16 protein-coding genes are annotated in these 22,621 nt (G+C 44.3%); 12 read left to right on the forward strand and 4 right to left on the reverse strand.

The features are described 5' to 3' along the window. The first annotated feature begins 66 nt into the window (after positions 1-66). From NQ492_RS10325 to NQ492_RS10335, 3 genes are read left to right on the forward strand one after another with little or no spacing between them, the layout of a single operon-like run. Positions 67-627 carry a Crp/Fnr family transcriptional regulator gene (locus NQ492_RS10325; RefSeq protein ID WP_044054493.1) on the forward strand — a complete coding sequence of 187 codons (561 nt, stop codon included), beginning with the start codon at positions 67-69 and terminating at the stop codon, positions 625-627. A 53-nt stretch (positions 628-680) separates the two neighbouring features. After that, positions 681-1,400: an SDR family NAD(P)-dependent oxidoreductase gene (locus NQ492_RS10330; protein WP_015547474.1), complete on the forward strand. Its 720-nt coding sequence runs from the start codon at positions 681-683 to the stop codon at positions 1,398-1,400. 2 nt (positions 1,401-1,402) lie between these two features. Continuing rightward, positions 1,403-1,798, forward strand: a complete 396-nt coding sequence (locus NQ492_RS10335) for a hypothetical protein (RefSeq protein ID WP_044054822.1) — start codon at positions 1,403-1,405, stop codon at positions 1,796-1,798. Positions 1,799-1,800: 2 nt separating this feature from the next. Here the strand turns inward: NQ492_RS10335 and NQ492_RS10340 are convergent, their stop codons facing one another. Both NQ492_RS10340 and NQ492_RS10345 read right to left on the reverse strand, forming a co-directional pair. Then, a complete protein-coding gene (locus NQ492_RS10340) occupies positions 1,801-2,841 on the reverse strand; it encodes a nucleoid-associated protein (protein ID WP_015547476.1) in 1,041 nt (346 codons plus the stop codon). Positions 2,842-2,960: 119 nt separating this feature from the next. Beyond that, the gene (locus NQ492_RS10345; RefSeq protein ID WP_259872903.1) at positions 2,961-6,068 is read right to left on the reverse strand and encodes a glycoside hydrolase family 2 TIM barrel-domain containing protein; all 3,108 of its coding nucleotides are present in this window, start codon (positions 6,066-6,068) and stop codon (positions 2,961-2,963) included. A gap of 718 nt (positions 6,069-6,786) precedes the next feature. On the opposite strand from NQ492_RS10345, the gene NQ492_RS10350 reads away from it, so the two are divergent. Continuing rightward, positions 6,787-7,095: a helix-turn-helix domain-containing protein gene (locus NQ492_RS10350; RefSeq protein WP_013612025.1), complete on the forward strand. Its 309-nt coding sequence runs from the start codon at positions 6,787-6,789 to the stop codon at positions 7,093-7,095. A gap of 11 nt (positions 7,096-7,106) precedes the next feature. Further along, the gene (locus NQ492_RS10355; RefSeq protein ID WP_015547477.1) at positions 7,107-8,597 is read left to right on the forward strand and encodes a type II toxin-antitoxin system HipA family toxin; all 1,491 of its coding nucleotides are present in this window, start codon (positions 7,107-7,109) and stop codon (positions 8,595-8,597) included. A 237-nt stretch (positions 8,598-8,834) separates the two neighbouring features. Here the strand turns inward: NQ492_RS10355 and NQ492_RS10360 are convergent, their stop codons facing one another. Together NQ492_RS10360 and NQ492_RS10365 are read right to left on the reverse strand one after the other, a co-directional pair. Continuing rightward, the gene (locus tag NQ492_RS10360) at positions 8,835-9,602 is read right to left on the reverse strand and encodes a metallophosphoesterase (protein WP_015547478.1); all 768 of its coding nucleotides are present in this window, start codon (positions 9,600-9,602) and stop codon (positions 8,835-8,837) included. Between the two features lies 1 nt (position 9,603). Next, positions 9,604-10,182, reverse strand: coding sequence for a metallophosphoesterase (locus NQ492_RS10365; protein WP_015547479.1), 579 nt, complete (start codon positions 10,180-10,182; stop codon positions 9,604-9,606). Positions 10,183-10,841: 659 nt separating this feature from the next. Here NQ492_RS10365 and NQ492_RS10370 point away from each other — a divergent pair. The 7 genes from NQ492_RS10370 to NQ492_RS10400 all read left to right on the forward strand — a co-directional run bounded on the left by NQ492_RS10370 (position 10,842) and on the right by NQ492_RS10400 (position 22,617). Next, positions 10,842-13,355: an N-6 DNA methylase gene (locus NQ492_RS10370; RefSeq protein ID WP_015547480.1), complete on the forward strand. Its 2,514-nt coding sequence runs from the start codon at positions 10,842-10,844 to the stop codon at positions 13,353-13,355. A gap of 1 nt (position 13,356) precedes the next feature. Then, positions 13,357-15,078 (forward strand): ATP-dependent nuclease, encoded by a 1,722-nt coding sequence (locus NQ492_RS10375; RefSeq protein ID WP_044054495.1) that lies wholly within the window; start codon positions 13,357-13,359, stop codon positions 15,076-15,078. A gap of 202 nt (positions 15,079-15,280) precedes the next feature. Then, positions 15,281-15,562, forward strand: a complete 282-nt coding sequence (locus tag NQ492_RS10380) for a helix-turn-helix domain-containing protein (RefSeq protein WP_015547482.1) — start codon at positions 15,281-15,283, stop codon at positions 15,560-15,562. Positions 15,563-15,584: 22 nt separating this feature from the next. Then, complete coding sequence (locus tag NQ492_RS10385) at positions 15,585-18,413, forward strand: type I restriction endonuclease subunit R (RefSeq protein ID WP_015547483.1); 2,829 nt, start codon at positions 15,585-15,587, stop codon at positions 18,411-18,413. Between the two features lie 2 nt (positions 18,414-18,415). Beyond that, on the forward strand, positions 18,416-19,339 hold the full coding sequence (locus NQ492_RS10390; RefSeq protein WP_044054497.1) for a DUF5655 domain-containing protein: 924 nt from the start codon (positions 18,416-18,418) through the stop codon (positions 19,337-19,339). Between the two features lie 4 nt (positions 19,340-19,343). Beyond that, complete coding sequence (locus NQ492_RS10395; RefSeq protein ID WP_015547484.1) at positions 19,344-21,047, forward strand: DUF262 domain-containing protein; 1,704 nt, start codon at positions 19,344-19,346, stop codon at positions 21,045-21,047. Between the two features lie 16 nt (positions 21,048-21,063). Beyond that, positions 21,064-22,617, forward strand: coding sequence for a type I restriction-modification system subunit M (locus NQ492_RS10400; protein ID WP_015547485.1), 1,554 nt, complete (start codon positions 21,064-21,066; stop codon positions 22,615-22,617). Positions 22,618-22,621 lie beyond the last annotated feature (4 nt).

Raw genomic sequence — 22,621 nt, forward strand, 5'->3', positions numbered from 1 at the left:
CGCGAGGCAGAGCATGTTTGATGCCTTCGTTTGGTTCTCCCAAATTGATGGATTATCTTTACAGCCGTGAATATCAACCGCTACATAACGGAGGCCGAATTTTCGGAACTCGCCGCCTTTATCCGCCGCGAGGGCGTCGTACGGCGTTTCGCCCGCGGCGAACGCCTCTCCGGGCAGGGACTCCGCAGCCACCGCTGCGGACTGGTCGTGCAGGGCGCTTTCCGTTACGTGCACGCCGACGCCGCGGGAGAGGAGCATGTCGTGGGTTACGCCTTTGCCGGAGAGTTCGTCGGCGACTATATCTCGATGTGCGTCGATGCGCCGTCGCAGGTGACGATCGGGGCGATGTGCGGCGCCGAGGCCCTGCTTGTTCCCGGCGAACGGCTCGAAACCTTCTACCGCACCGATGCCGCCTGCGAGCGGCTGGGCCGCAGGCTGGCCGAACACATGCTGGCCGAGGTTTACGAACGCCTGCTGGACCGCTATGCCGCCTCGCCGCAGCAACGCTACGAGGCCCTGACGGAGCGTTGTCCCGACGTGTTGCAGCTCGTTCCCCTGCGGGAACTGGCCTCCTATCTGGGCGTGCGTCCCGAGACGTTGAGCCGCATCCGCCGCCGTGTCCGCTGATTTCTTGATCTGCGTCAACGTTTTTTTGGGGCGCACCCGTTAACTTTGTTTCCATGAAACGAGCGATTGTCATCGGGGCCACTTCCGGCATCGGCCGGGCGTTGGCCGAACGCCTTGCGGCCGAGGGATACCGGGTCGGCGTGACCGGGCGGCGCGAGGCGTTGCTGGAGGAGCTGGCGGCCAGCCGTCCGGGCAGCTTTTGTTACGCCGCGGCCGACATCATGGACCCTGCCGCCGCCTGTGCGGCGCTGGAACGCCTCGCCGGAGAGCTGGGCGGCATGGATTTGTGCGTGGTCAGCGCCGGAACCGGCGACCTGAATCCCGGACTGGACTATGCGCTGGAAGAGCCGGCCATCCGCACCAACGTCGTGGGCTGGACCGCGGCGGTCGACTGGGCCTACGGTCGTTTCGAGGAGCGGGGCGGCGGCCATCTGGTCGTCATCACGTCGGTCGGGGGCCTGCGCGGCGGCGGTGCGGCTCCGGCCTACAACGCCTCGAAAGCCTATCAGATCAACTATGCCGAGGGCCTGCGGCAGCGGGCTGCGAAGTCCGGACTGCCCCTCCCGGTAACCGACATCCGTCCGGGATTCGTCGCGACGGAGATGGCCAAGGGCGAGGGGCTGTTCTGGGTGATGCCCGTCGACCGGGTCGTGGAGGGGATCGTGCGGGCCATCCGCCGCCGCCGTAGCGTGGCGGTCGTCACACGCCGCTGGCGGCTGCCTGCGTGGCTGATCCGGCACATGCCGGAGTGTATTTACCGTAAAATGGGATGATGATGAACGGATGGTTTCTGGCGGCCGGAGCGTTGCTCGCCGCCGCATTCTTCGTACACGTGTTTTCGGGCAACCGCTTCTACTCGGCGGCGCGCCCCGATGCGGCAACGGCCCCTTCCGGAGCTTACGAGGCGTGGCTGATGGGCCGCTGCGGCGTTCAGATGATTTCAGTGGACCTGTTCCTCTGCGCGGCTTTTCTTTTGCTGCTGGGGACGAGCGTCCTGCCGCGCAATTTCGCGCTCGAACTCCTGCTGCTGCTGGTGTTCGGCGGCTGGTGCGTCTTCTGGCTGGTGTCGCTGCTGTGTGAAAAAGCCGGAGGGCGTCATTACCTCCGGCTGTGCCACTGGGCGTTGTTCCTCGTGCTGTTCGGTTTGGTGCTGGGCGGCATGCTCGGGTAGTCCTACTCCTCCTCTTCGTAATAGACTTTGTAGAACTTGCCCTTCTCGTCCTCGCCCTGCTCCAGCAGGTTGCGGTTGCCGTGGACGTAGATGTGGAAATTGCGGTCGAGCTTGATGACGCTCTTGTACGACCGCGCCTGCTTCTTGACGGCTGAATCCGAGATGCCGAATTCGTCCTCGATGCGGATGTCGCGGTCTTGTTCGTACTCCTGGCGGAAGCGCGTGAAGCTCTCCACGACCTCCGGCTGGCGGATCACCTTCTCCGAAAAATCGTCCATCGAAAAGCTCTCCTGCTCCTGGAAATACTTCATCGTCTCGTTGAGCAGCTCGGCCTGGTCGGCCTTCGACACCTCGAACTCCTTCGAGAGGTGTTTCGTGACGTATTTCTTGCACATCGCCAGCGTGTTGTGCGTATTGTGGTAGTTGTCCTGCCGCTGGCGCACGCGCAGGAAGTCGTCGATCCAGTAGCGTGCTTCGGTGCGGTTGGTGTTGTCGACGACGAAGACCGCAAACCCCTCCTCGCGTTCCGTGTTGAAAATGACGGCTCCCTTGTCCAGCCGTTTGATGTCGATGCCTTCGCGGGCCGCGATGTGCACCCCTCCGGCCTGCTGTTCGACGTCGAGGAACGTGTCGCGCGTCTCGGACTTGAACAGCCCCAGCGCGTCGCAGCGTTCGCCGCCGAAATTGCAGTCCGAAAAGTAGACCGTGTAAAATTCGCCGCCCTTGATCTGCGGGTGCATGCCGCTCTCGTAGAGGTGCTTGGCCAGGCTCACCGAATGTTCGAGGAGCGCCTCCGGATCGTCGAAGATCCTGCATGCGAAGTTCCAGACCTCGTTGCACCCGAGGTCGGTCTCGTGGTGGAGGTTGTAGCACTCCTCGCTCTTGAAGCCGCCGAGGAAATAGGCCGTGAGCGTGCGCATCAGCCCTTCGTCGGCGACCTGTGCCGAGAGTTCGGGCGAGACCGTCAGGGGTTCGTCCTTCGATTTGTTGCCGACGACGTGTACGGCCAGCGCTTCGATGCGCGTATCTTCGGTGTATAACATGTTCGGGATCGTTTAACGGACGACAAAGATGCGCATTTTTTGTCTCCCCGGCAAGTCCTGCGGCCGATAAAAAGGCCGGAATCCGCGGGGGACTCCGGCCTTCGGGCGTGTGGCGCGGCTTATAGGCGGGTCGCAGGCGCGATCTTCAGGCGGAACGTGTAGTCGGCGTAGGGAATCCGGTATTCGGGCAGCGGCAGCGCGCCCCACGAGTTGACGCACGCCAGTCCGTACTGCACCTTGTCGAGGCATACCGAAACGTTCTTCTGCTTTTCGACCTCGGGCGAGTGTCCCTGTCGTTTTGCGGGGCCTTCGTCGAGCGACTCCTGCGGGTAGTGAAGCGCCGAGGCGGAGAACGGAGCGTCGGAGGTCACCGTAAGACCCCGTCCGCCGATGTCCGCGAGGTGCCACCAGCGCAGGTCGCTCTTCGTGCCGGTCTCCTGCGGGCGGATGTAGGGGTGGAACTGCTCGTCGACGCTCTGGCGGTAAAGTCCCACGAAGGCCGACGATTTGCGGTCGGCGTAGTTCTCGCCCGGGCCGCGGCCGTAGTATTGCAGGCGGTCGAACGCCTCGGGCATCTCGAAGCGCATGCCGAAGCGGAACATGTCGGGAACTTGGGCCCCCGGCGTGGCGTGCAGCGACTGTGCGATCGTGACGGCGCCCGTGTTGTCGACGGCGTATTCGATCTCCAGCGTGGCCTGCACCCCGGGCATTTCATAGCCGGCCTTCACCGTGACGATGCCGTCGGCCTCGGCATGGGTCAGCGTCTTGAGTTTCATCTCCGGCTGTTTCCAGACGGCCATTTTGTGTTGCAGTCCGGCGCCGAAGTCGTTGTCGGTCGGCGCGCGCCAGAAGTTGGGGCGCAGCGTGGAGCCGTCGGCCAGGAAGTCGAGCCCGCGGACTTCGTAACGGGTGATGAAGCCCGTCTTGCGGCTGAAGTCGAGCCGCAGGCCGTTGCCCGCGACGATTAGGAAGTCTTTGTGGTTGTCCGCAACGAAGAGCGATTCACCTTCGGCTGCGGATTTCGCCGCGGGAGCCGTGAAGACGTATTCGCGGATCGGCAGCTGGGCGCGCGCCGCGGTGTGGCCCGCGGGCAGGATGCCTTCGGCCGTCTTGAGTTTGTAGGCCACGTCGAGCAGCAGTTCGCCCGCCGCGGGCAGCGTGGCCGGATCGTAGGGGAGCGTGATGCGCACGCGCTGCTGCGGCGCGGCTTTCAGTCCGTCGACGACGCCCCGGCGGAGGGGCGTCCCGTCGCAGAGCACCTCCCAATGGAGGTCGTAGTTTTCGAGGCCGCGGAAGAAATTTTCGTTGAGGACCTCCACCGTATTCCCCGCATCGCCGGCCCACGAGGTCCAGACCGACTGGTAGTAGTAGCGCACCTCCTCCATGTGTGGGTTCGGAATGCGGTCGGGACCGATCAGGCCGTTGTCGCAGAAGTTCTGGTCCGAGGGGTCGTAGGGGTTCCAGTCGCCTCCGTAGCCGTAGACCGTCACGCCGTTGCGCCCCTTTTTGTGCAGCGACTGGTCCACGAAATCCCAGATGAATCCGCCCTGATATTTCGGTTCGCGGCGGATCAGCTCCCAGTACTCCCTGAATCCGCCCATCGAGTTGCCCATGGCGTGGGCGTATTCGCACTGGATCAGCGGTTTGGCGGGATTCTCGGCGAGGTATTTCTCACACCGCTCGTAGTCCCAGTACATCGGGCAGATAATGTCCGTGTTGCGGCTGCCGGGCGAATAGACGGCCCGTTCGTGGTGAATCGGCCGCGAGGGGTCGTAAGCCTTGATCCAGTCGTAGCAGGCGTCGAAGTTCGGCCCGTCGCCCGCTTCGTTGCCCAGCGACCAGATGATGACCGACGGATGGTTGATGCTGCGCTGCACGTTGCGTTCGTTGCGCTCCAGATGCGCCTTGGCGTAGAGCGGATTCTTGGCCAGCGTCTTTTCGCCGTAACCCATGCCGTGCGACTCGATATTGGCCTCGGCCACGACGTAGAGTCCGTATTGGTCGCAGAGCGAGTACCAGCGGGCGTCGTCGGGGTAGTGGCACGTGCGCACGGCGTTGATGTTGTTCTCCTTCATGATGCGGATGTCCTCCAGCATGCGCCCCTCGGAGACGTAATAGCCGTAGTCGGGGTCCATCTCATGCCGGTTGGCGCCCTTGATCAGCACCGGCCGGCCGTTGACGAGCAGCTGCCCGCCCTCGATCTTCACGTCGCGGAATCCGATCCGGAGCGGAATGACCTCGATCACTTCGCCCGCCGGCGCGCGGAGCGTCGCCGTCAGTCCGTACAGCACGGGCGTCTCGGCGCTCCACAGGGCGACTTTCCCGGCGTCGAGCGTGCAGCGCTCCTCGTCCTTCGTGACGCGCAGCTGCTGCGACGCGACGCTGCGCCCTTGGGCGTCGGTGAGCGCCAGTTCGACGCTGCATCCCCGCGCCTGCCTGGGGAAGAAGGCTTTGACGGCTACCGTTCCCGCGGTGTAGTTGGCCGAAGGCGCGGCGTCGACCTGAATGTCCGTAATTTGCCGTTTGTCGCGCGCGTAGAGGTAGCAGTCGCGGCCCACGCCCGAAAGGCGGAAGAAGTCCTGATCTTCGAGGTATGTGCCGTCGCACCAGCGGAAGACCTGGAACGCGATGAGATTCCGGCCGGGTTTCACGTAGGGCGTCAGGTCGAACTCGGCCTCCAGCTTGCTGTCCTCGCTGTAACCCACATAGCGGCCGTTGACCCAGAGGTAGATGTTCGACGTCACCGAGCCGAAATGCGCGACGATCTGCCTGCCGGCCCATGCCGCGGGGATGTCGACCGTACGGCGGTAGGAACCCACGTGGTTCTGCTCGACGGGAACGTGCGGCGGATCGTTTTTGAACCAGCCCCGCCAGGCGTAACCGACGTTGAGGTAGACCGGATCGCCGTATCCGTTCAGCTCCCAGAGTCCCGGCACGGGCATGTCGTTCCAGCCTTTGTCGTTGTAGCCGACGCGGAAAAAGTCCGTCGGTCGCTGGTCGGCGTCGCGCACCCAGTTGAATTTCCAGTTTCCGTTCAGCGTGACGAACCGCTCCGAGAGGGTCTTGTCGCCCGTTTGTGCGGCTTCCGGCGATTCGTACGCGAACCAGGAGCCATGCATCGGCATTCGGTTCACGGCATTCACGCCGGCGTCCTGCCATTCGTTGCTCTGCGCGCCGGCCGTCAGCGCCGTCGCCGCGGCCAGCCAGCATAAGAGGATTTTCTTCATCGGTTATCTCTGTTTTTAAGGTTTAGGCATAGTCTGCCGAAGCGGTTTCCGCTGTGCCGGATGTCCGGCGCGGTCCGATCGGTTAAATTTCGGAAAAATGTCGGGAAACTCCAAATATGGCGGCTGAAAAAGACGACAGCCGTATTGTTCCGGTGCATTTTTGCCGGGTGACGGTTATTTTCCGATGCAGCATGTTAGACCAATTGACTACCAATAGTTTGAAACTTAAATGGTAGGAAAGTCTGATTTTGCCCCTTTTCCTGCGCTGAACTTTTGCAAAGATAATGCGTTTTTCCGGTACAAGGAAACAAATGAGAAGACTTTGATAAAAAAGGTGATTTTGGGTGCAAATTTGTAAGTCTTTCAATGATATTTACGAAAGATGTTGTAGGGTGTTTCATCTGTTATTATGTTGTGATTATATCGCAAATTATTTCTCCAAGATTGAATACGAAGTGACTTATACCGATTGCTGGCGAAAAGAAAAATCAGTCGGGTAAATCTTCCTTTTCCCTCTGTTTGACTTAACTTTATTGCCCGTGTATATAATAACGGTCATTAAAGTCAAGTTGAGTATCTTTTTCTTTTGGCAAGCCAATAATTATGCGCATTCGTTGGCTATTTCAAAACATATTACTACTTTTGTATTGTAAATGTCAATATAGTGAATATAATGGCGATATATAGTATTTAATCATCAGTATAGTGATATATAAATATGAAAGATTTGTTTGAATACTCCACTCCTGAGCTAGTACGCATGTTGGGTACTCGTTTTAAGGAATATAGAATGCGGTGCAATCTGACACAAAAAGAAGTGTCGGAACTTTCAGGTGTCGGGCTTACTACCATACACAAGTTTGAAAATGGCACGGCAGGCAACCTTTCATTGTCAACATTTATTCTCTTGTTGAAGGTCGTCGGTCAGATTAATTCTTTAGACGATATTTTGCCGGAATTGCCCGAATCGCCTTATCTTATGCGTGAAAATGAGAAAAAAGCGCAACGAATCAGACACTCTAAATAAGACATACAGATATGATGAAGTCGTTAAAAATAATACTTTGGGAAGAAGAAATTGGTCGTTTGGCTTGGGATGAACGCCGACATCTTTCTTATTTCACATATAATCCCGATTTTATCAGAAAAGGATTGAATATATCCCCTTTGGTTGCACCTGTTGATGGTACCAGAGGGCTGTTGCCTGTTTGGGGTGAAGATGCCAAGATTTACCAGAAGCTTCCGGCATTTGTCGCAGATTCATTGCCTGATGCCTGGGGTAACCAATTGTTTGATTTATGGCGTCAACAGCAAAAAATATCCAATTCAGAGATAAATCCGTTGGATAAGCTCTCGTTTATAGGCAGACGAGGAATGGGAGCGTTAGAATTTATTCCGGAAACTAACAGGGAGCGAAGAACAGAAAAAATAGATGTTAAGTCGTTGGCAGATTTGGCAGAACGCATTTTTGTAGAAAGGGAGAATGCCCGTATTATGCCAGAGGAGTCCATAACCATGCAATCTTTGTTGACTGTAGGTACATCCGCTGGGGGGCGTCAGCCGAAAGCGATTATTGCGATAAACAGAGAAACAGGAGAGATACGAAGCGGTCAAATTGCAGCTTTGGAAGGATATGACTATTATCTTCTCAAATTTGGTAACTCCGAATATTGTTCGGCAGAATTAGAAATGACTTATTATAAGTTGGCAACTATGGCAGGTATAAATATGATGCCGTCAATGTTATATTCAGTGGATGGAAACAATCATTTTTTAACCAGACGGTTTGATCGTAATGGTGGAAAAAAGATTCATACACAGACTTTGGCTGCCATATATCCCGATGCAGAGAGTTATGAGCAATTGATATCTGTTTGCCGTAAGCTCCGTCTGCCTGATGCGGATTGCCAGGAAGTATTTCGAAGAATGGTCTTCAATATTCTATCGAATAACACAGATGACCATAACAAAAATTTTTCGTTTATTATGAGCGACGATGGCTCTTGGCGTCTTGCCCCTGCATACGATATTACTTACATCATTGATAGAGGTGGTTATTTGCCAAACAAGGAACATTGCATGTATATTCGGACTAAACTGTATGACATCACACGCTCGGATGTTATTGAATTTGCCCGTGATAACGGAATTCGTCGTCCCGATGCTATCATCAAAGATGTTGTTTCTTCATTGAAGCAATTCCGTACAATAGCAGCAGAGATTGGGATATCGGAGTCGTGGATAGGCAGAGTTGAGTCAACTATCGCCAACCACCTGAAGGTATGGGGCGAATGGGAGTGCGAAGTCGAAGATGCTGCAATGGAAATCGATGGACACGCCATCAGCAATATGCGTGTTGAGCAAACTTATAAAGGGAATTACCATCTGCTGGCAAGCATTGATGGCGTAGAAAGAAAATTTGTGATAAATAAAAAGAATGCAGACTTTGCCTATATAGAACAAATTGGTTTGGCAAATCTTACGACTGAGTATTTGAAATCTCTGGTGGGAAAATGTTTTAATCTGTAAGGTTAAGTTATGCTGACCAAAAGAAAACCCCTTTACAATGAGGATGCTGGGTGATCATTACGATGTTTGCGTTACGATAAGTATGTAATGGTAAAAATCAGTATTTTCAGTTATTCGAAAAATTCAAATAACTGAAAATACTCTATCGTAACATATCATATAATATGCAAAATAGAGCTATTTTGTTTACTATATGATATATTGAGGTCTTAAGCATATCAACCAAGACAATATTTGCTACAAGACAAGGCACTTGCCCGGATCAAAACCATTGGCGATATGTTCGTTTTGAAAAACATACCCCATCTGATTACACACGACCATCGTCCCGTTTATTTCAACATCAATATTGGTATGGGAATGCCCATAAATCCATGCATCAATGCGACTGTCGGCAATAAGCCTACTCAATTCAGTTGCAAAAGCACTATTCAGCACAGAACCCTTATGGTGAGGGGCGACGACCTCCAATGTTGGAAGATGATGAGTCACCGCCACAATGTGTTTCGCAGTACTTTCTGCCAGACTTTGTTTGATAAAATCCAAACAGAAACTGTGCATCTTATTGAATTCCTCTGTCTGGAGCAATTTGCTATTATACATTATCTGCCGAAAATCGTTCATACCTTTCCATACAAAATACTCGTCAGATGGAGAAATCTGAGACCACAAAGTGCTCATGATGAAATCGGTATCATCAATCCGCACTACCTTATTCTGATAATATCCTACATTCTTCTTGAACATCCAATTCCATTGCAATCCCTTATCCATCACATCACAATAATTGTAATACTCATGGTTTCCGGGCACAATGAGCACCTGACGATAATTCTCAGATGCCCATTCCCAGAAATTAGCCAAAGGCGCAACTTCGTTTTTCAGATAGAATATATCTCCGGCAAGCACCAGAACATCGCCCGTTACAGGCAATTCATTATGTTTTATCCACCTGCTGTTGTCGCTGAACTCTAAATGCAGGTCGCTCATATATTGTATTTTCATTTTACAGTCCTCCTTTTTCTATTTGTTTGGTTATTATCCTTTTGACCTGTTCAAATGATACAGGTGTAAAATTGTTGTTATCAACACCTACATCGTATTGTGTCGGATTAAGATACTGAAGCCTGTCTGCATCAATACCGGTATTGTTCTTCCGTGTGTGAACGTGCCCGAACAGTTGCCATACATCCTTGTATCCACCATCAAAGCATAGAAAGGGATAATGGTTCAAATATATCCTCTGTTTTCCGATTTCTATGTGCATCTGCATTGCCACATACTCAAATCTGTCAATGTAACCTTGGCGTATATTCTTCAAATCATGGTTGCCCATAATCAGATATATCTTTCCGTTCAACCTGTCAAGGATTTTAGTCCATTCGGCTGAACCGCCAAGACAGAAATCGCCCAAATGAAACACGATATCATCTTGTCCGATTGTATTATTCCAATTGGCTATGATAGTTTCATTCATCATCTCCACATCCTTGAACGGTCTGTTACAGAAACGAATGATATTTCCATGATAAAAATGGGTGTCAGATGTAAAGAACACCTTATTGCCGTCAAATTTATAGCTCATTTCTTCTCAATTTATGTGCATCACTGCACGTTAATAATCCGGTTACTAACAGCCCATCAGACGGAAATGGCAGAAGAGCATCGTAAAGGCAACTGTCACAAATGGGCATAACAAAAAAAGTTGGAAAGTTTGGTAAAGACTCTCCAGCTATTCAGTTTCTATTCTCTCAAAGTACAATAAAGTACTTGCTATGTTCGCTGGAAAGTATTTACTCTACGAGGTTCAATGCATGAAACATGAACACTCGACACGGATTCTGTGCGTTTATTGCTCAGAATTGCGGTTGTGATTGATAATATGTTCATTCTGTTTCTTTGCATCGTTAATGTTTATATTGTCTCAAAAGCGGTGCAAAATTAGTAAATAAATCCCAATCACACATCATTTTACATTAAATTCTTTTGCTGCAAAATATATTCTTATCTTTCAGTGCTTTATAGGTTAATAGTGTTGTGTAGGTATATTGATTCATAATGTGCCATCTTATTTGCCTTATTCTTGTTGACAAATGTTGCATCGATAAATAGTCATATGGAGAGTGGATAAAGAAATAAACTTTTCAAGTTGCATATGCCGCAAAGTTTTCGTAATTTTGCAGTTAATTGGGTGCGTTGTACTGTAAAGTTAACGCTCTGAAAATATAACGATTATTGTATTTAATGATAACAGATATTAATCATAGCAAGAAAGAGTTGGCAGAAACTTTTTTTCAACGTTTGGTGGATTCTTATGGGTATCTGCCAGAGCAGATGGAATTTGGTGTAAAGGTGTCTCCAACATCGGTTGCGGATATTGCAATATGGCGTAGCCCAGATGATAAAAAATCTGGACTTGCTCCTGATATTTATGTTCTTGTTGCATGTAAAGCTGAGCATATAAAAATTAAAGCAGAAGATTATTTCGAGCAATATAAACAAGCGGTTCTAAATGATATGGCGTTTTATGTTGCTCATAATCTTAAAGAAACAAAAGTCTTTTATATTGACCGAAATGCTAGACCACTAAAAATAGAGCGTATTAGCGATTTCCCGACAGCACAAGATATTGTTTCAGACCAGAATCTAACTTTATTTGTAAATAAAGTACGAGGTTATTCAAAAGATAAATTTTTGAAGACCTTAACTCGTTGTCATAACATTATACGCAATGTTGATAAGTTCTCACCAGAAGCTGCATTTGATGAGATAAGCAAAATCTTATTCATAAAAATGCTTTATGAACGTGATGCAAAAGATGAACTCGTTTATAGCAAGGATAAATTCATAAAAGATGAACTATCATATAATGGCGAGGTAGACTATATTCAGCATCTATTTAATGAAGTTAAGAGAACTTACTCGACAGACGGTCTTTTTGATTCAGAAGATAAAATAAGAATTCGCAGAGAAAGCTTCTTGCTCATTTTAGAGGAATTAAGCAGTGTTGAATTATATGATACTTCTGACGACATTAAGGGTATTGCATTTGAACTATTCTTAGGTAAAACATTCCGAGGAGAATTAGGACAGTTTTTCACTCCTAGAACCATAGTAAATTATATGGTTGAAGTACTGAATGTAAAGGAGGGTGATAAAGTGTGTGACCCATGCTGTGGAAGTGGCGGATTCCTTATAAAAGCATTTGAACATGTACAGAATCAGATAGATCAAGACATCCATAAACAGATTACTCTGTTGATGGACAATCTGAATCTTTCCGATACTGAAAAACAATATAAAATTAACACTTTGCTAAGTGAGTGCGATAAGACAAAAGAAGGCAGTCGTTATCACAAACTTTGTCATGACTATTTCTTTGGAGTGGATGCCAATGTACGTATGGCTCGTACTTCAAAAATGAATATGATTATGCATGGTGATGGGCATGTGGGAGTTTATCTACACGATGGTCTCATTAATGTTGGAGGTGTTTATGACAATAACTTTGACGTGATTCTTATAAATCCACCCTTCGGAGCTCATGTAGAAAAAGACATGCGTATTACCAGTTCTGACATCCCTACTGATAGGGAAAGAGCTTTATATGAGGAGTTGTTTGGTAGTGAATACATTAGTAAAGTATACACTCCTATTAAAGAGTATGCACAAGAAATAGGAAAAGACAAGAAAATCGGAAAGCGTATATTAGAACTATATCAAATTAACAACAATAGCACAGAAATCTTATTCATTGAACGTTGTATAAATTTGCTAAAGCCGGGGAAACGCGCAGGTGTTGTGTTACCTGAAGGAGTGTTGGATAATCCTGCATTAGACCGTGTTCGTAAGTTTATAGAATCACGTGTTAAAATACTCAACATTACATCAATCCCAGCCGATGTGTTTTTGTCATCTGGTGCAAATATAAAACCAAGTCTTGTCTTTATTGAGAAGTTCATGGATGGCGAGATACCAGAAAAGGACTATTTGTTATCTGTTACCAAAGTAAATGATGCCGGAATTTCTTCTACAGGATTACCTTCAAACAACGAAGAATTGCCGATAGCGGCTAAAGAAGTTGCTTCTTGGCTAAGTGGAGAAGTTCAGTCAAATATGATATATACAAAAATAGTAAATCGTTCAGATTTATCTAGCTGGAGTGTTAAGTCTATTTTTGACACAACTAGTGTTAACTATAATCCTTTATATAAGAAAGTAAGGATTGGAAATGTCGTGTCATTAAGTAAAGATGTTATTTGCGTTGAACCTAATATTGAATACACTCGATTAACAGTAAAACTGTTCAATAAAGGCATTCAGGAACGTGATTCCGTTATAGGTGCTCTAATTGGTACCAAACGTCAAACTAGAGTAAAAGGTGGCCAATTTATTATTTCAAAGATAGATGGCAAAAGTGCGGCTTTTGGTATTGTGGACTCATCTCTCGAAGGGGCTATTGTTACTCCGGATTTTTTGGTATATGATATTGATACGACACAAATACTTCCTGAATATTTAGAGTTAGTATTAACTAATGATGCTATTTTGAATCAGTTCTCTATTTCAAGTAGTGGAACTACAGGAAGAAGAAGATTGTCTCAGAAAGTATTTGAAAACACGTTAATAGCTTTACCGTCAATTGATGAGCAACGTAACCTCTTAGCAAAGATTTTAGAGATTAGAGAAACTCAAAAATCCTTGGAAGAACAGATGCAAAAAAATATAGAATACTTCAATAACAAGATTTTCTCATAATATGAAGCTACTAGCACTGAAAATTATTTCTGGGTTTAGAAACCTTGAAGGCTTAAATTTACGTTTTGATTCGACCAATGATACATATGTGATTATAGGCAACAATGGCACTGGTAAAACGAATATATTAGAAGCATTAAGTAGTGTTTTTTCAACATTATTAAGCCATTCAACTGATTTCATGTTCAGCTTTGTGTTACGTTACGAAATCAACGATATTACATATCGGGTAAAGCATGATAAAGCTACATCTACTACCGAGTACCAAAAAGATGATGTTGTAGTAACTGATGTGGATATGATTTATCCCAATCGAATAGTATGTAACTACAGCGGTGAAGATACTCGAATGTGGGATAACTACTATAAAAAAGCGAATGAAGAGTATTTAGAAAGTGTGCGTACAGCTGAAGCTCCCAATGTTTTATCTATGATATACATTGATAGAACTATGTGGAAATACATATTATTATGTATGCTTGCAACACGAGATGTTAATATTGCATTTGATAAGTTCCTTCAAGAAAAATTGGGAATAGCTTCAGGTAATTTGGATTCCATTGATTTGAATTTCAATACAGCAAAGCTAAGTAAATGGAGAAGGGAGAATCAAATAACATTATTCATCCGTCAACTTCGTGCTTTATTTGGAGATAGCCCGAGCATATCATCTAATGATATTTCCAAATTCAATCCTAATGATGATGACGCTCGTCTGCTATTTAATAAGTATATGGGCGCTAGCCAAGTTATAGATACTTTGAATATCTCATTTAACGGCGGAATTGAGTCTGCATTTTTAAGTGAGGGAGAAAAGAAGATGATGGTTATACTATTCATCTTAGAGGCTATATCAGATGAACAAACATTGGTATTAATGGATGAACCTGACAGTCATATACATATATCAAGGAAGAGTGAACTGAGAGAAATGTTTGATCATATGAGCCATCGTAGCAATATAATAACATCACACTCGCCAACCTTGACCGCTTCTTTTGAAGAGAAAACTAAAGGCGCAATCGTTATGCTTGATAAGGATGAAAATGGTAAGGCGAAGGTTATTGATAAAGACATTGTTAACCTAGTTGAAAGATTAACTAGTGGTATTTGGACTTCTCAAAAACAGAATCTTTTCCTTGCATCTCATGATGATATATTAATAGTAGAAGGTCCAACCGATGAAACATTTATATCTGCGGCACTCAAGTATTTCAAAAAAAATGGGAGATATACAAGCTTGTCATTTGAATTTATTCCTTGTGGAGGAGCATCCAATGTGAAAGCATTTGCACAAAAATTTACTCCAAAAGATGGACAAACAGTTGTTGCCTTATTTGATGGAGATGATGCAGGCGTAAAAAGTATGAACCAAGTTATACCATGTACGTTAGGTAAAAAAATAAAATGGGATATTAAGAATTTTGGTAAGGCTCGCAAGAATCAGCGTACGTGGTTCTCATTTTATCCTCCATATGCGCGTAGAAAAAATATCGAGAACTTTAATATTGAAGACTATTTTACATGTCAATTATTTCGCAAATATATTTTGTCATTTACCTCTCTTGATACAATAAAGAGTAAAGATGGTCTCAAAGGTAAATTGGAGGAAGATTGTAAAAAAGGGAAAATTGATGAAAAGTTTTATGAGAAGTTTAGCACCTTATTCGATCATATTGTAGCAATAAAAGAAGCAGAGAAACGAGGGGATGTAGCTATATAGATGTTTTGTCATTGTTCACTTATCCGACAGATATTAACTATTTTGTAATAATTGTATCAAGTGGTGAATGTATTATATTGATTTTATGTATGGGTGAAAAATCTGTGTTTTAGCCAACTAACAACCTGAAAGTTGTGGATTCTCGATTATTTATAGTACCTTTGTCTGCGATAAGACAAAGGTATTCTGATATTATACAGTGATGGAAGTACAAATTGATACGTCTTTAGAACAGTCTGAAAATATTATCGCAGATGATGTAGATGCGTGGATGTTGCATTCACAGACTATTGCAACAATTATGTCGAATCGAATGGAGCAGCTCGGTATGACTCAAAAGGCGTTGGCTATGAAGATGAATTGTTCTCAGCAATACATCTCTAAAGTACTGAAAGGACGTGAGAATCTGTCATTGGAAACTCTGTGCAAGATTGAAAAAGCATTGGATGTAAAGATACTGAACAGTAATATAAAAGTAAAGTAACCACTCATAATAAGGCAAGGATATGTCAATACAAAGCGAAGCGGCGTTGGAAGCCGGACTGATAGCCACTCTTAAGCAAATGGACTATGAATATGTCCATATTGCAGAAGAGGATAATCTTTGTGCTAATTTCAAGCGGCAGTTGGAAATTCACAACCGCAAAAGATTGGAGGAACATGGGCGTACTGAGTTTACAGCAGAGGAGTTTGAGAAAATTCTAATCTACCTTGAAGGTGGCACCCGCTTTGAAAAGGCGAAGAAGCTTCGTGACCTCTATCCGCTTGATACCACAAACGGACAGAGGATTTGGGTGGAATTTCTCAATAGACAGCAGTGGTGTCAAAACGAGTTTCAGGTTTCAAATCAGATAACTGTGGAAGGACGCAAGAAATGCCGTTATGATGTGACAATCCTTATCAATGGCTTGCCTTTGGTACAGATTGAATTGAAACGTCGTGGCGTTGAACTGAAACAGGCATACAACCAAATACAGCGTTATCACAAAACATCATTCCACGGACTGTTTGACTATATTCAGTTGTTTGTCATCTCAAATGGTGTCAATACCCGTTATTTTGCCAATAATCCAAATAGCGGCTACAAGTTTACATTCAATTGGACTGATGTTCAAAATCATCCATTCAATGAATTGGATATGTTTGCTGCATTCTTTTTGGAAAAATGCACGCTTGGAAAAATCATCGGCAAATACATTGTGCTTCATGAGGGTGACAAATGCCTGATGGTGCTTCGCCCATATCAGTTCTATGCCGTAGAAAAGATTTTGGACAGGGTGCAAAACTCCAATGACAACGGTTATATCTGGCATACAACAGGTGCAGGAAAGACATTGACATCGTTCAAGGCAGCACAGCTTGTATCGGAATTGGATGATGTGGACAAGGTGATGTTCGTAGTTGATCGCCATGACCTCGATACACAGACCCAATCGGAATATGAAGCATTTGAACCGGGTGCGGTGGATAGTACTGATAATACTGATGAACTTGTAAAACGCCTGCAAAGCAATTCTAAGATTATCATCACTACCATTCAGAAACTTAATGCCGCAGTAAGCAAAACATGGTACAGCAGCAAGATTGAGGATATTCGTCATTCCCGTATCGTTATGATATTTGATGAGTGCCATCGCAGCCACTTTGGAGATAGTCATAAGAAAATTATGAAGTTCTTTGACAATGCCCAAATATTCGGATTTACGGGAACACCTATTTTTACCGAGAATGCTGTAGACGGTCATACGACTAAAGAAATATTCGGAAATTGTCTTCATAAATATCTTATTAAGGATGCTATTGCCGATGAAAATGTGCTTGGTTTCCTTGTGGAGTATTATCATGGCAACGAAATTGTTGATAACGACAATCAAAGTCGTATGGAAGAAATTGCCAAATTCATTATCAATAATTTCAACAAGTCTACATTCGACGGAGAATTTGATGCGCTGTTTGCCGTGCAGTCCGTACCGATGCTTATCCGCTATTGCAAGATATTCAAATCGTTAAAGCCAAGTATTCGTATTGGTGCAGTATTTACCTATGGTGCAAACAGTAGTCAGGATGATGACCAGACAGGTATGGGTACAGGGCAATATGTTAGTGAGAGTGTAGGCGAAGCGGATGAGCTGCAAGCTATCATGGACGATTATAATGAAATGTTTGGTACAGCATTTACTACCGAAAATTTCCGTGCATACTACGATGACATCAACCTGCGTATGAAAAAGAAGAAAGCGGATATGAAACCGCTTGACCTTTGTCTTGTCGTGGGTATGTTCCTTACAGGCTTTGATAGCAAAAAGCTGAACACGCTTTATGTAGATAAGAATATGGAATATCATGGTCTGCTGCAAGCATTCAGCCGTACCAACCGGGTGTTGAACGAGAAGAAACGATTCGGCAAGATTGTGTGTTTCCGTGATTTGAAAAGCAATGTCGATAAGTCTATCAAATTGTTCAGCAACTCAGATAATCCGGAAGATATAATCCGTCCTCCGTTTGAGGATGTAAAAAAGGAATATCAAAGACTGGCGGTAGATTTCTTGCAAAAATATCCTACACCAAGCAGCATAGACCTTCTGCAAAGCGAAAATGACAAGAAGAATTTTGTGCTTGCATTCCGTGATATTATCCGTAAACATGCAGAAATACAGATATACGAGGACTACAATGAGGATGCGGATGACCTTGGAATGACTGAACAACAGTTCAACGATTATAAAAGTAAATATCTTGATATTACAGTCGGGTTTATCGATCCGCCTGTAACACCGTCTGTTGTCGCAGAAGATCCTGTGCCTTATGGAAATAGTCAAGGATTGGAAGATATTGATTTCTGTCTTGAATTATTGCATAGCGACATTATTAATGTGGCTTACATTCTTGAACTCATTGCGGAACTTGACCCGTATAGCGATGATTATTCCGCAAAACGCCAGCATATTCTTGATACTATGATTAAGGATGCAGGAATGCGAGGCAAGGCTAAACTCATTGACGGCTTTATCCGGAAGAATGTGGATGAAGACAAGGAGAACTTTATGAACGGACGACATAAGGCTGATGGAACAAATGAGTTGGAGGAACGTTTGAACCAATATATTGTTTCGGAACGCAATAAGGCGGTGAATGATTTGGCTGATGATGAACAAATTTCAGCAGATGTGCTTAATCTTTACATCAAAGAGTATGACTATTTACAAAAGGAGCAGCCGGAAATAATACAGAAAGCCTTGAAAGAGAAGCACCTCGGACTTATCAAAACCCGGAAGGCTTTGACGAGAATAATGGAAAGGCTGCGCAATATAATAAGGACTTTTAATTGGGAGTAGACATGTCAATATATAAAATATATAATGAGCAACTAACGCTTATAAAGGAGAAGCCGTTTAAGTTGGAGAAAGAGATTCAAAACATAGTTGAAAAGAATCTCCAGTCATTGCTTGGGCTTGATTTTATCAGAACGGAATTTTCCCTTGGATCCTTCCGTATAGATTCATTGGCATTTGATTCGGAGAAGAAGTCTTTTGTAATTATAGAATATAAAAGGGATAAGAATTTCAGTGTAATCGACCAAGGTTATGCTTACTTGTCTTTAATGCTAAATAACAAGGCGGAATTCATCTTGGAGTATAACGAATCAAAGTCTGGCATACTCAAACGAAATGATGTGGACTGGTCTCAGTCAAAAGTGTTGTTTGTATCGCCTAATTTTACAACATATCAAAAAGAAGCAATTAATTTCAAGGATTTACCTATAGAACTATGGGAAATTAAACGCTTTACAAATGATACTCTTTCGTTTGAACAGATTGTGAATCGTTCAAGCAAAGAAAGTATTAAAACAGTCTCAAACAACGAGACAATAACAACTGTAAGTAAGGAGATAAAGGTATATAGCGAACAGGATCATTTGGAGAACGTTGAAGATGACTTCCTGAATATATATGCTGAAATTAAAGAATTCTTGCTGTCTTTTGGAGAAGATATTACGATATATCCCAAAAAGAAAACCATTGGTTTCAAGATAGGAGGGAAGGTATTTTGTGATATAGTTATGCAAAACAAGGGCATAAGACTATTTCTAAACGCCAAGAAAGGAACACTCAAAGACCCGGAAGGTATTACCCGTGATGTATCAGAAGTTGGACACTGGGGAAATGGAGCTTATGAGGTTCGTTTTCCTTTGAAAAATGAAACTGAAATAGATTATGTTTTTAACTTGTTACGTCAAACAATAAATAAGAATAAAGAATAAACATATGGCTTATTTTAATACTACGATAAAGGATTTAATCTCCGAAAGAATAGGGAGGAATACTTTTTTACCTGCTATTCAGAGAGAATACGTTTGGAATCCAGCGCAAGTAGAAAAACTGTTTGATTCTATTATGTGTGGTTATCCTATCAGTTCTTTCCTTTTTTGGAAGATTAGAGAAGAAAAGAAGAAAGATTGGACTTCATATGAATTTATAAAAGACTTTGATCAAGAAAAACCGCATAATAAAGAGGCTAACTTGGATGGTGTAAATCAAGATATATATTTGGTTCTTGATGGACAGCAGAGAATAACATCTATAAATATAGCCTTACGTGGTTCATATCGTTTTTTCTATCGAAAGTGGCGAACAACAAGACTATATTTAAATCTTCTTTGGGATAAGGGAGATGACAATCCAGAGGAGATGACATATCAATTTTTATTTAAAGAGGATGAAACACCTCTGCAAAGAACGGATTATCCTCAATTATGGTATCGTGTTGGGGATATATTAAATTATGATGATGCAGAAGATGCTAAAGATTCTATAGAAAATCAGCTTAATGCTTTTGATGAAGAAGCTAAGAAAAAAGCTCGAAAGATGATAAGTAAACTTTTTAGTGTAGTAAATGTATCTCAAAACATAAATTATTATGAGGAAAAATCAGATGACTATGATAAGGTTTTAGAGATATTTATTCGTACTAATACTGGTGGCCAAAAACTAGAGTATAGCGATATTCTTTTGTCAACAGCGACTGCTAAATGGAGGAATTTGAACGCAAGAGAAGAAATCAATGAATTTACAGATGAAATTAACAAGATAGGAACTGGTTATAATTTTGGTAAAGACTTTGTGATGAAAGGGGCGATGTATCTAACTGAAAATCTTCCTATACAGTATAAACTTAGTTCATTCACGAAGAAAAATCTAGAATGTATAGAGGATCATTGGGATGAAACAAAAGATGCCATTGCCAATAGTATCAAATTGGTTAGTCGTTATGGCTTTACAGATAAAAATTTAGTAGCAAGGTTGGTGTTACTTCCTGTTGCTCAATATTTGAGAGGGAAAAACAAAGGCTATCTTACCTCCTCTAATTTGAAAGATGTTGAGGATCAAAATAATATTCAAAAATGGATTATCATGATGCTGCTTAAAGGAGTGCTAGGTAGTGCAACTGATAATAAATTGAATAGTATGAGACCTGTTGTTAAATTAGCAACAGACTATTTCCCCTATGTTGAACTTTGTAGAGAATTGAAAATAGAAATGACATTCAACGATATGGAGATAGAAAATATGCTGAACTATAGTTATGGTACTAAATATAGCTATTTGATTTTATCATTGTTGTATCCAGGGAGAGATTGGAAAGATAAGAAATACAATGAAGATCATATTTATCCACAAAATGAGTTTAAAATAAAAAATCTTCGTGCAAAAGGATATGATGATGCAACTATAGAAAAGTACCAGGCCTGCTATAATTCAATTTTGAATTTAGAATTGTTGGATGACTCAGAAAACAAATCTAAAAATGCTAAACCTTTTGATTCCTGGCTAAAAGATCGAGATGCTAATTTTAAGGAACGTCATCATATACCTGAAATGAACGACTATAGTTTAGACTATTTCCTTGATTTTATCAAAAAGCGTAAAGCATTATTGACTAAGCAAATTAAAGAATTTATTTTACAGTAAATAAAGGTTAGAAATAATGAGCGAAGAATTACAGCAGAAACTCCGTGACCAGCTTTGGGAGGTCGCAAATCGTTTGCGTGGCAATATGTCGGCAAGTGACTTCATGTATTTTACACTGGGGTTCATTTTTTATAAATACCTGTCAGAGAAAATTGAAAAGTACGCCAACAATGCTTTGGTGGATGATGAAATAACCTTTAAGAAGTTATGGGAAATGAAAGATGCCGATGCGGTGGAACTACAAGAGGAAGCCAAGAACCAATGCTTGGAGAATATCGGCTATTTCATTGAACCGAAGTTCTTGTTTTCTTCTGTAATAGAGGCTGTCAAACGAAAAGAGAACATTCTTCCTATGCTGGAGCGTTCACTGAAACGTATCGAGGACAGCACTTTGGGACAAGATAGCGAAGAAGATTTTGGCGGACTGTTCTCAGACATAGATTTGGCTTCACCAAAATTGGGTAAGACAGCCGATGACAAGAATACGCTCGTTAGTAATGTCCTTCTTGCATTGGACGATATAGATTTCGGTGTAGAGGCGTCGCAGGAAATTGATATTTTGGGTGATGCTTACGAATATATGATTTCGCAATTTGCCGCAGGAGCCGGAAAAAAGGCTGGAGAGTTCTATACTCCGCAGGAAGTCAGCCGTATTTTGGCAGAAATTGTTTCTATCGGACATCAGCGTTTACGCAATGTCTATGACCCTACTTGCGGTAGTGGTTCGTTGCTTCTTCGTGCTGCCAATATCGGAAATGCAGTTGATATTTACGGACAGGAAAAGAATCCTACAACTTATAACCTTGCCCGAATGAATATGTTGCTGCATGGCATCAGATTCAGTAACTTCAAGATTGAAAATGGTGATACGCTTGAATGGGATGCGTTTGGTGACACTCAGTTTGATGCAGTGGTTGCAAATCCTCCGTTCTCCGCCGAATGGAGTGCTGCCGACAAATTCAACAATGATGACCGTTTCAGCAAGGCAGGACGGCTTGCACCACGTAAGACTGCCGACTATGCCTTTATCCTGCACATGATTTATCACTTGAACGAAGGCGGTACAATGGCTTGTGTCGCTCCGCATGGTGTGTTGTTCCGTGGTAATGCAGAAGGTGTTATCCGTCGTTTTCTCATAGAAAAGAAAAACTACGTGGATGCCATTATCGGATTGCCAGCCAATATCTTTTATGGTACAAGTATTCCGACCTGTATTCTTGTGTTCAAGAAGTGCCGCAAAGAAGACGACAATATCCTGTTCATTGATGCCAGCAAGGAGTTTGAAAAAGTTAAGACTCAAAACAAACTCCGAGAGCAGCATATCCAAAAGATTGTCGAAACTTACCGTGACCGCAAGGAAATAGAAAAGTACAGTCATTTGGCTACCTTGAAAGAGGTAGAGGAGAACGATTACAATCTGAATATTCCACGCTACGTTGATACTTTTGAAGAGGAAGAACCTATCGACATCAAGGCTGTAATGGCTGAAATAAAGGAACTGGAAGCCAAGCGTGCTGAGTTGGATAAGGAGATTGAGGTATATCTGAAAGAATTGGGTCTTGTAGAATAAGCTA

Source organism: Alistipes shahii WAL 8301, from assembly GCF_025145845.1.
In the GTDB taxonomy this organism is placed as follows: Bacteria; Bacteroidota; Bacteroidia; order Bacteroidales; family Rikenellaceae; genus Alistipes; species Alistipes shahii.

Bases quoted from the DNA above. Each gene is read 5' to 3' on its own strand.
- NQ492_RS10330 (WP_015547474.1), top strand. From the start codon at position 681: ATGAAACGAGCGATTGTCATCGGGGCCACTTCCGGCATCGGCCGGGCG.
- NQ492_RS10335 (WP_044054822.1), top strand. From the start codon at position 1,403: ATGAACGGATGGTTTCTGGCGGCCGGAGCGTTGCTCGCCGCCGCATTC.
- NQ492_RS10340 (WP_015547476.1), bottom strand. From the start codon at position 2,841: ATGTTATACACCGAAGATACGCGCATCGAAGCGCTGGCCGTACACGTC.
- NQ492_RS10345 (WP_259872903.1), bottom strand. From the start codon at position 6,068: ATGAAGAAAATCCTCTTATGCTGGCTGGCCGCGGCGACGGCGCTGACG.
- NQ492_RS10350 (WP_013612025.1), top strand. From the start codon at position 6,787: ATGAAAGATTTGTTTGAATACTCCACTCCTGAGCTAGTACGCATGTTG.
- NQ492_RS10355 (WP_015547477.1), top strand. From the start codon at position 7,107: ATGATGAAGTCGTTAAAAATAATACTTTGGGAAGAAGAAATTGGTCGT.
- NQ492_RS10360 (WP_015547478.1), bottom strand. From the start codon at position 9,602: ATGAAAATACAATATATGAGCGACCTGCATTTAGAGTTCAGCGACAAC.
- NQ492_RS10365 (WP_015547479.1), bottom strand. From the start codon at position 10,182: ATGAGCTATAAATTTGACGGCAATAAGGTGTTCTTTACATCTGACACC.
- NQ492_RS10370 (WP_015547480.1), top strand. From the start codon at position 10,842: ATGATAACAGATATTAATCATAGCAAGAAAGAGTTGGCAGAAACTTTT.
- NQ492_RS10375 (WP_044054495.1), top strand. From the start codon at position 13,357: ATGAAGCTACTAGCACTGAAAATTATTTCTGGGTTTAGAAACCTTGAA.
- NQ492_RS10380 (WP_015547482.1), top strand. From the start codon at position 15,281: ATGGAAGTACAAATTGATACGTCTTTAGAACAGTCTGAAAATATTATC.
- NQ492_RS10385 (WP_015547483.1), top strand. From the start codon at position 15,585: ATGTCAATACAAAGCGAAGCGGCGTTGGAAGCCGGACTGATAGCCACT.
- NQ492_RS10390 (WP_044054497.1), top strand. From the start codon at position 18,416: ATGTCAATATATAAAATATATAATGAGCAACTAACGCTTATAAAGGAG.
- NQ492_RS10395 (WP_015547484.1), top strand. From the start codon at position 19,344: ATGGCTTATTTTAATACTACGATAAAGGATTTAATCTCCGAAAGAATA.
- NQ492_RS10400 (WP_015547485.1), top strand. From the start codon at position 21,064: ATGAGCGAAGAATTACAGCAGAAACTCCGTGACCAGCTTTGGGAGGTC.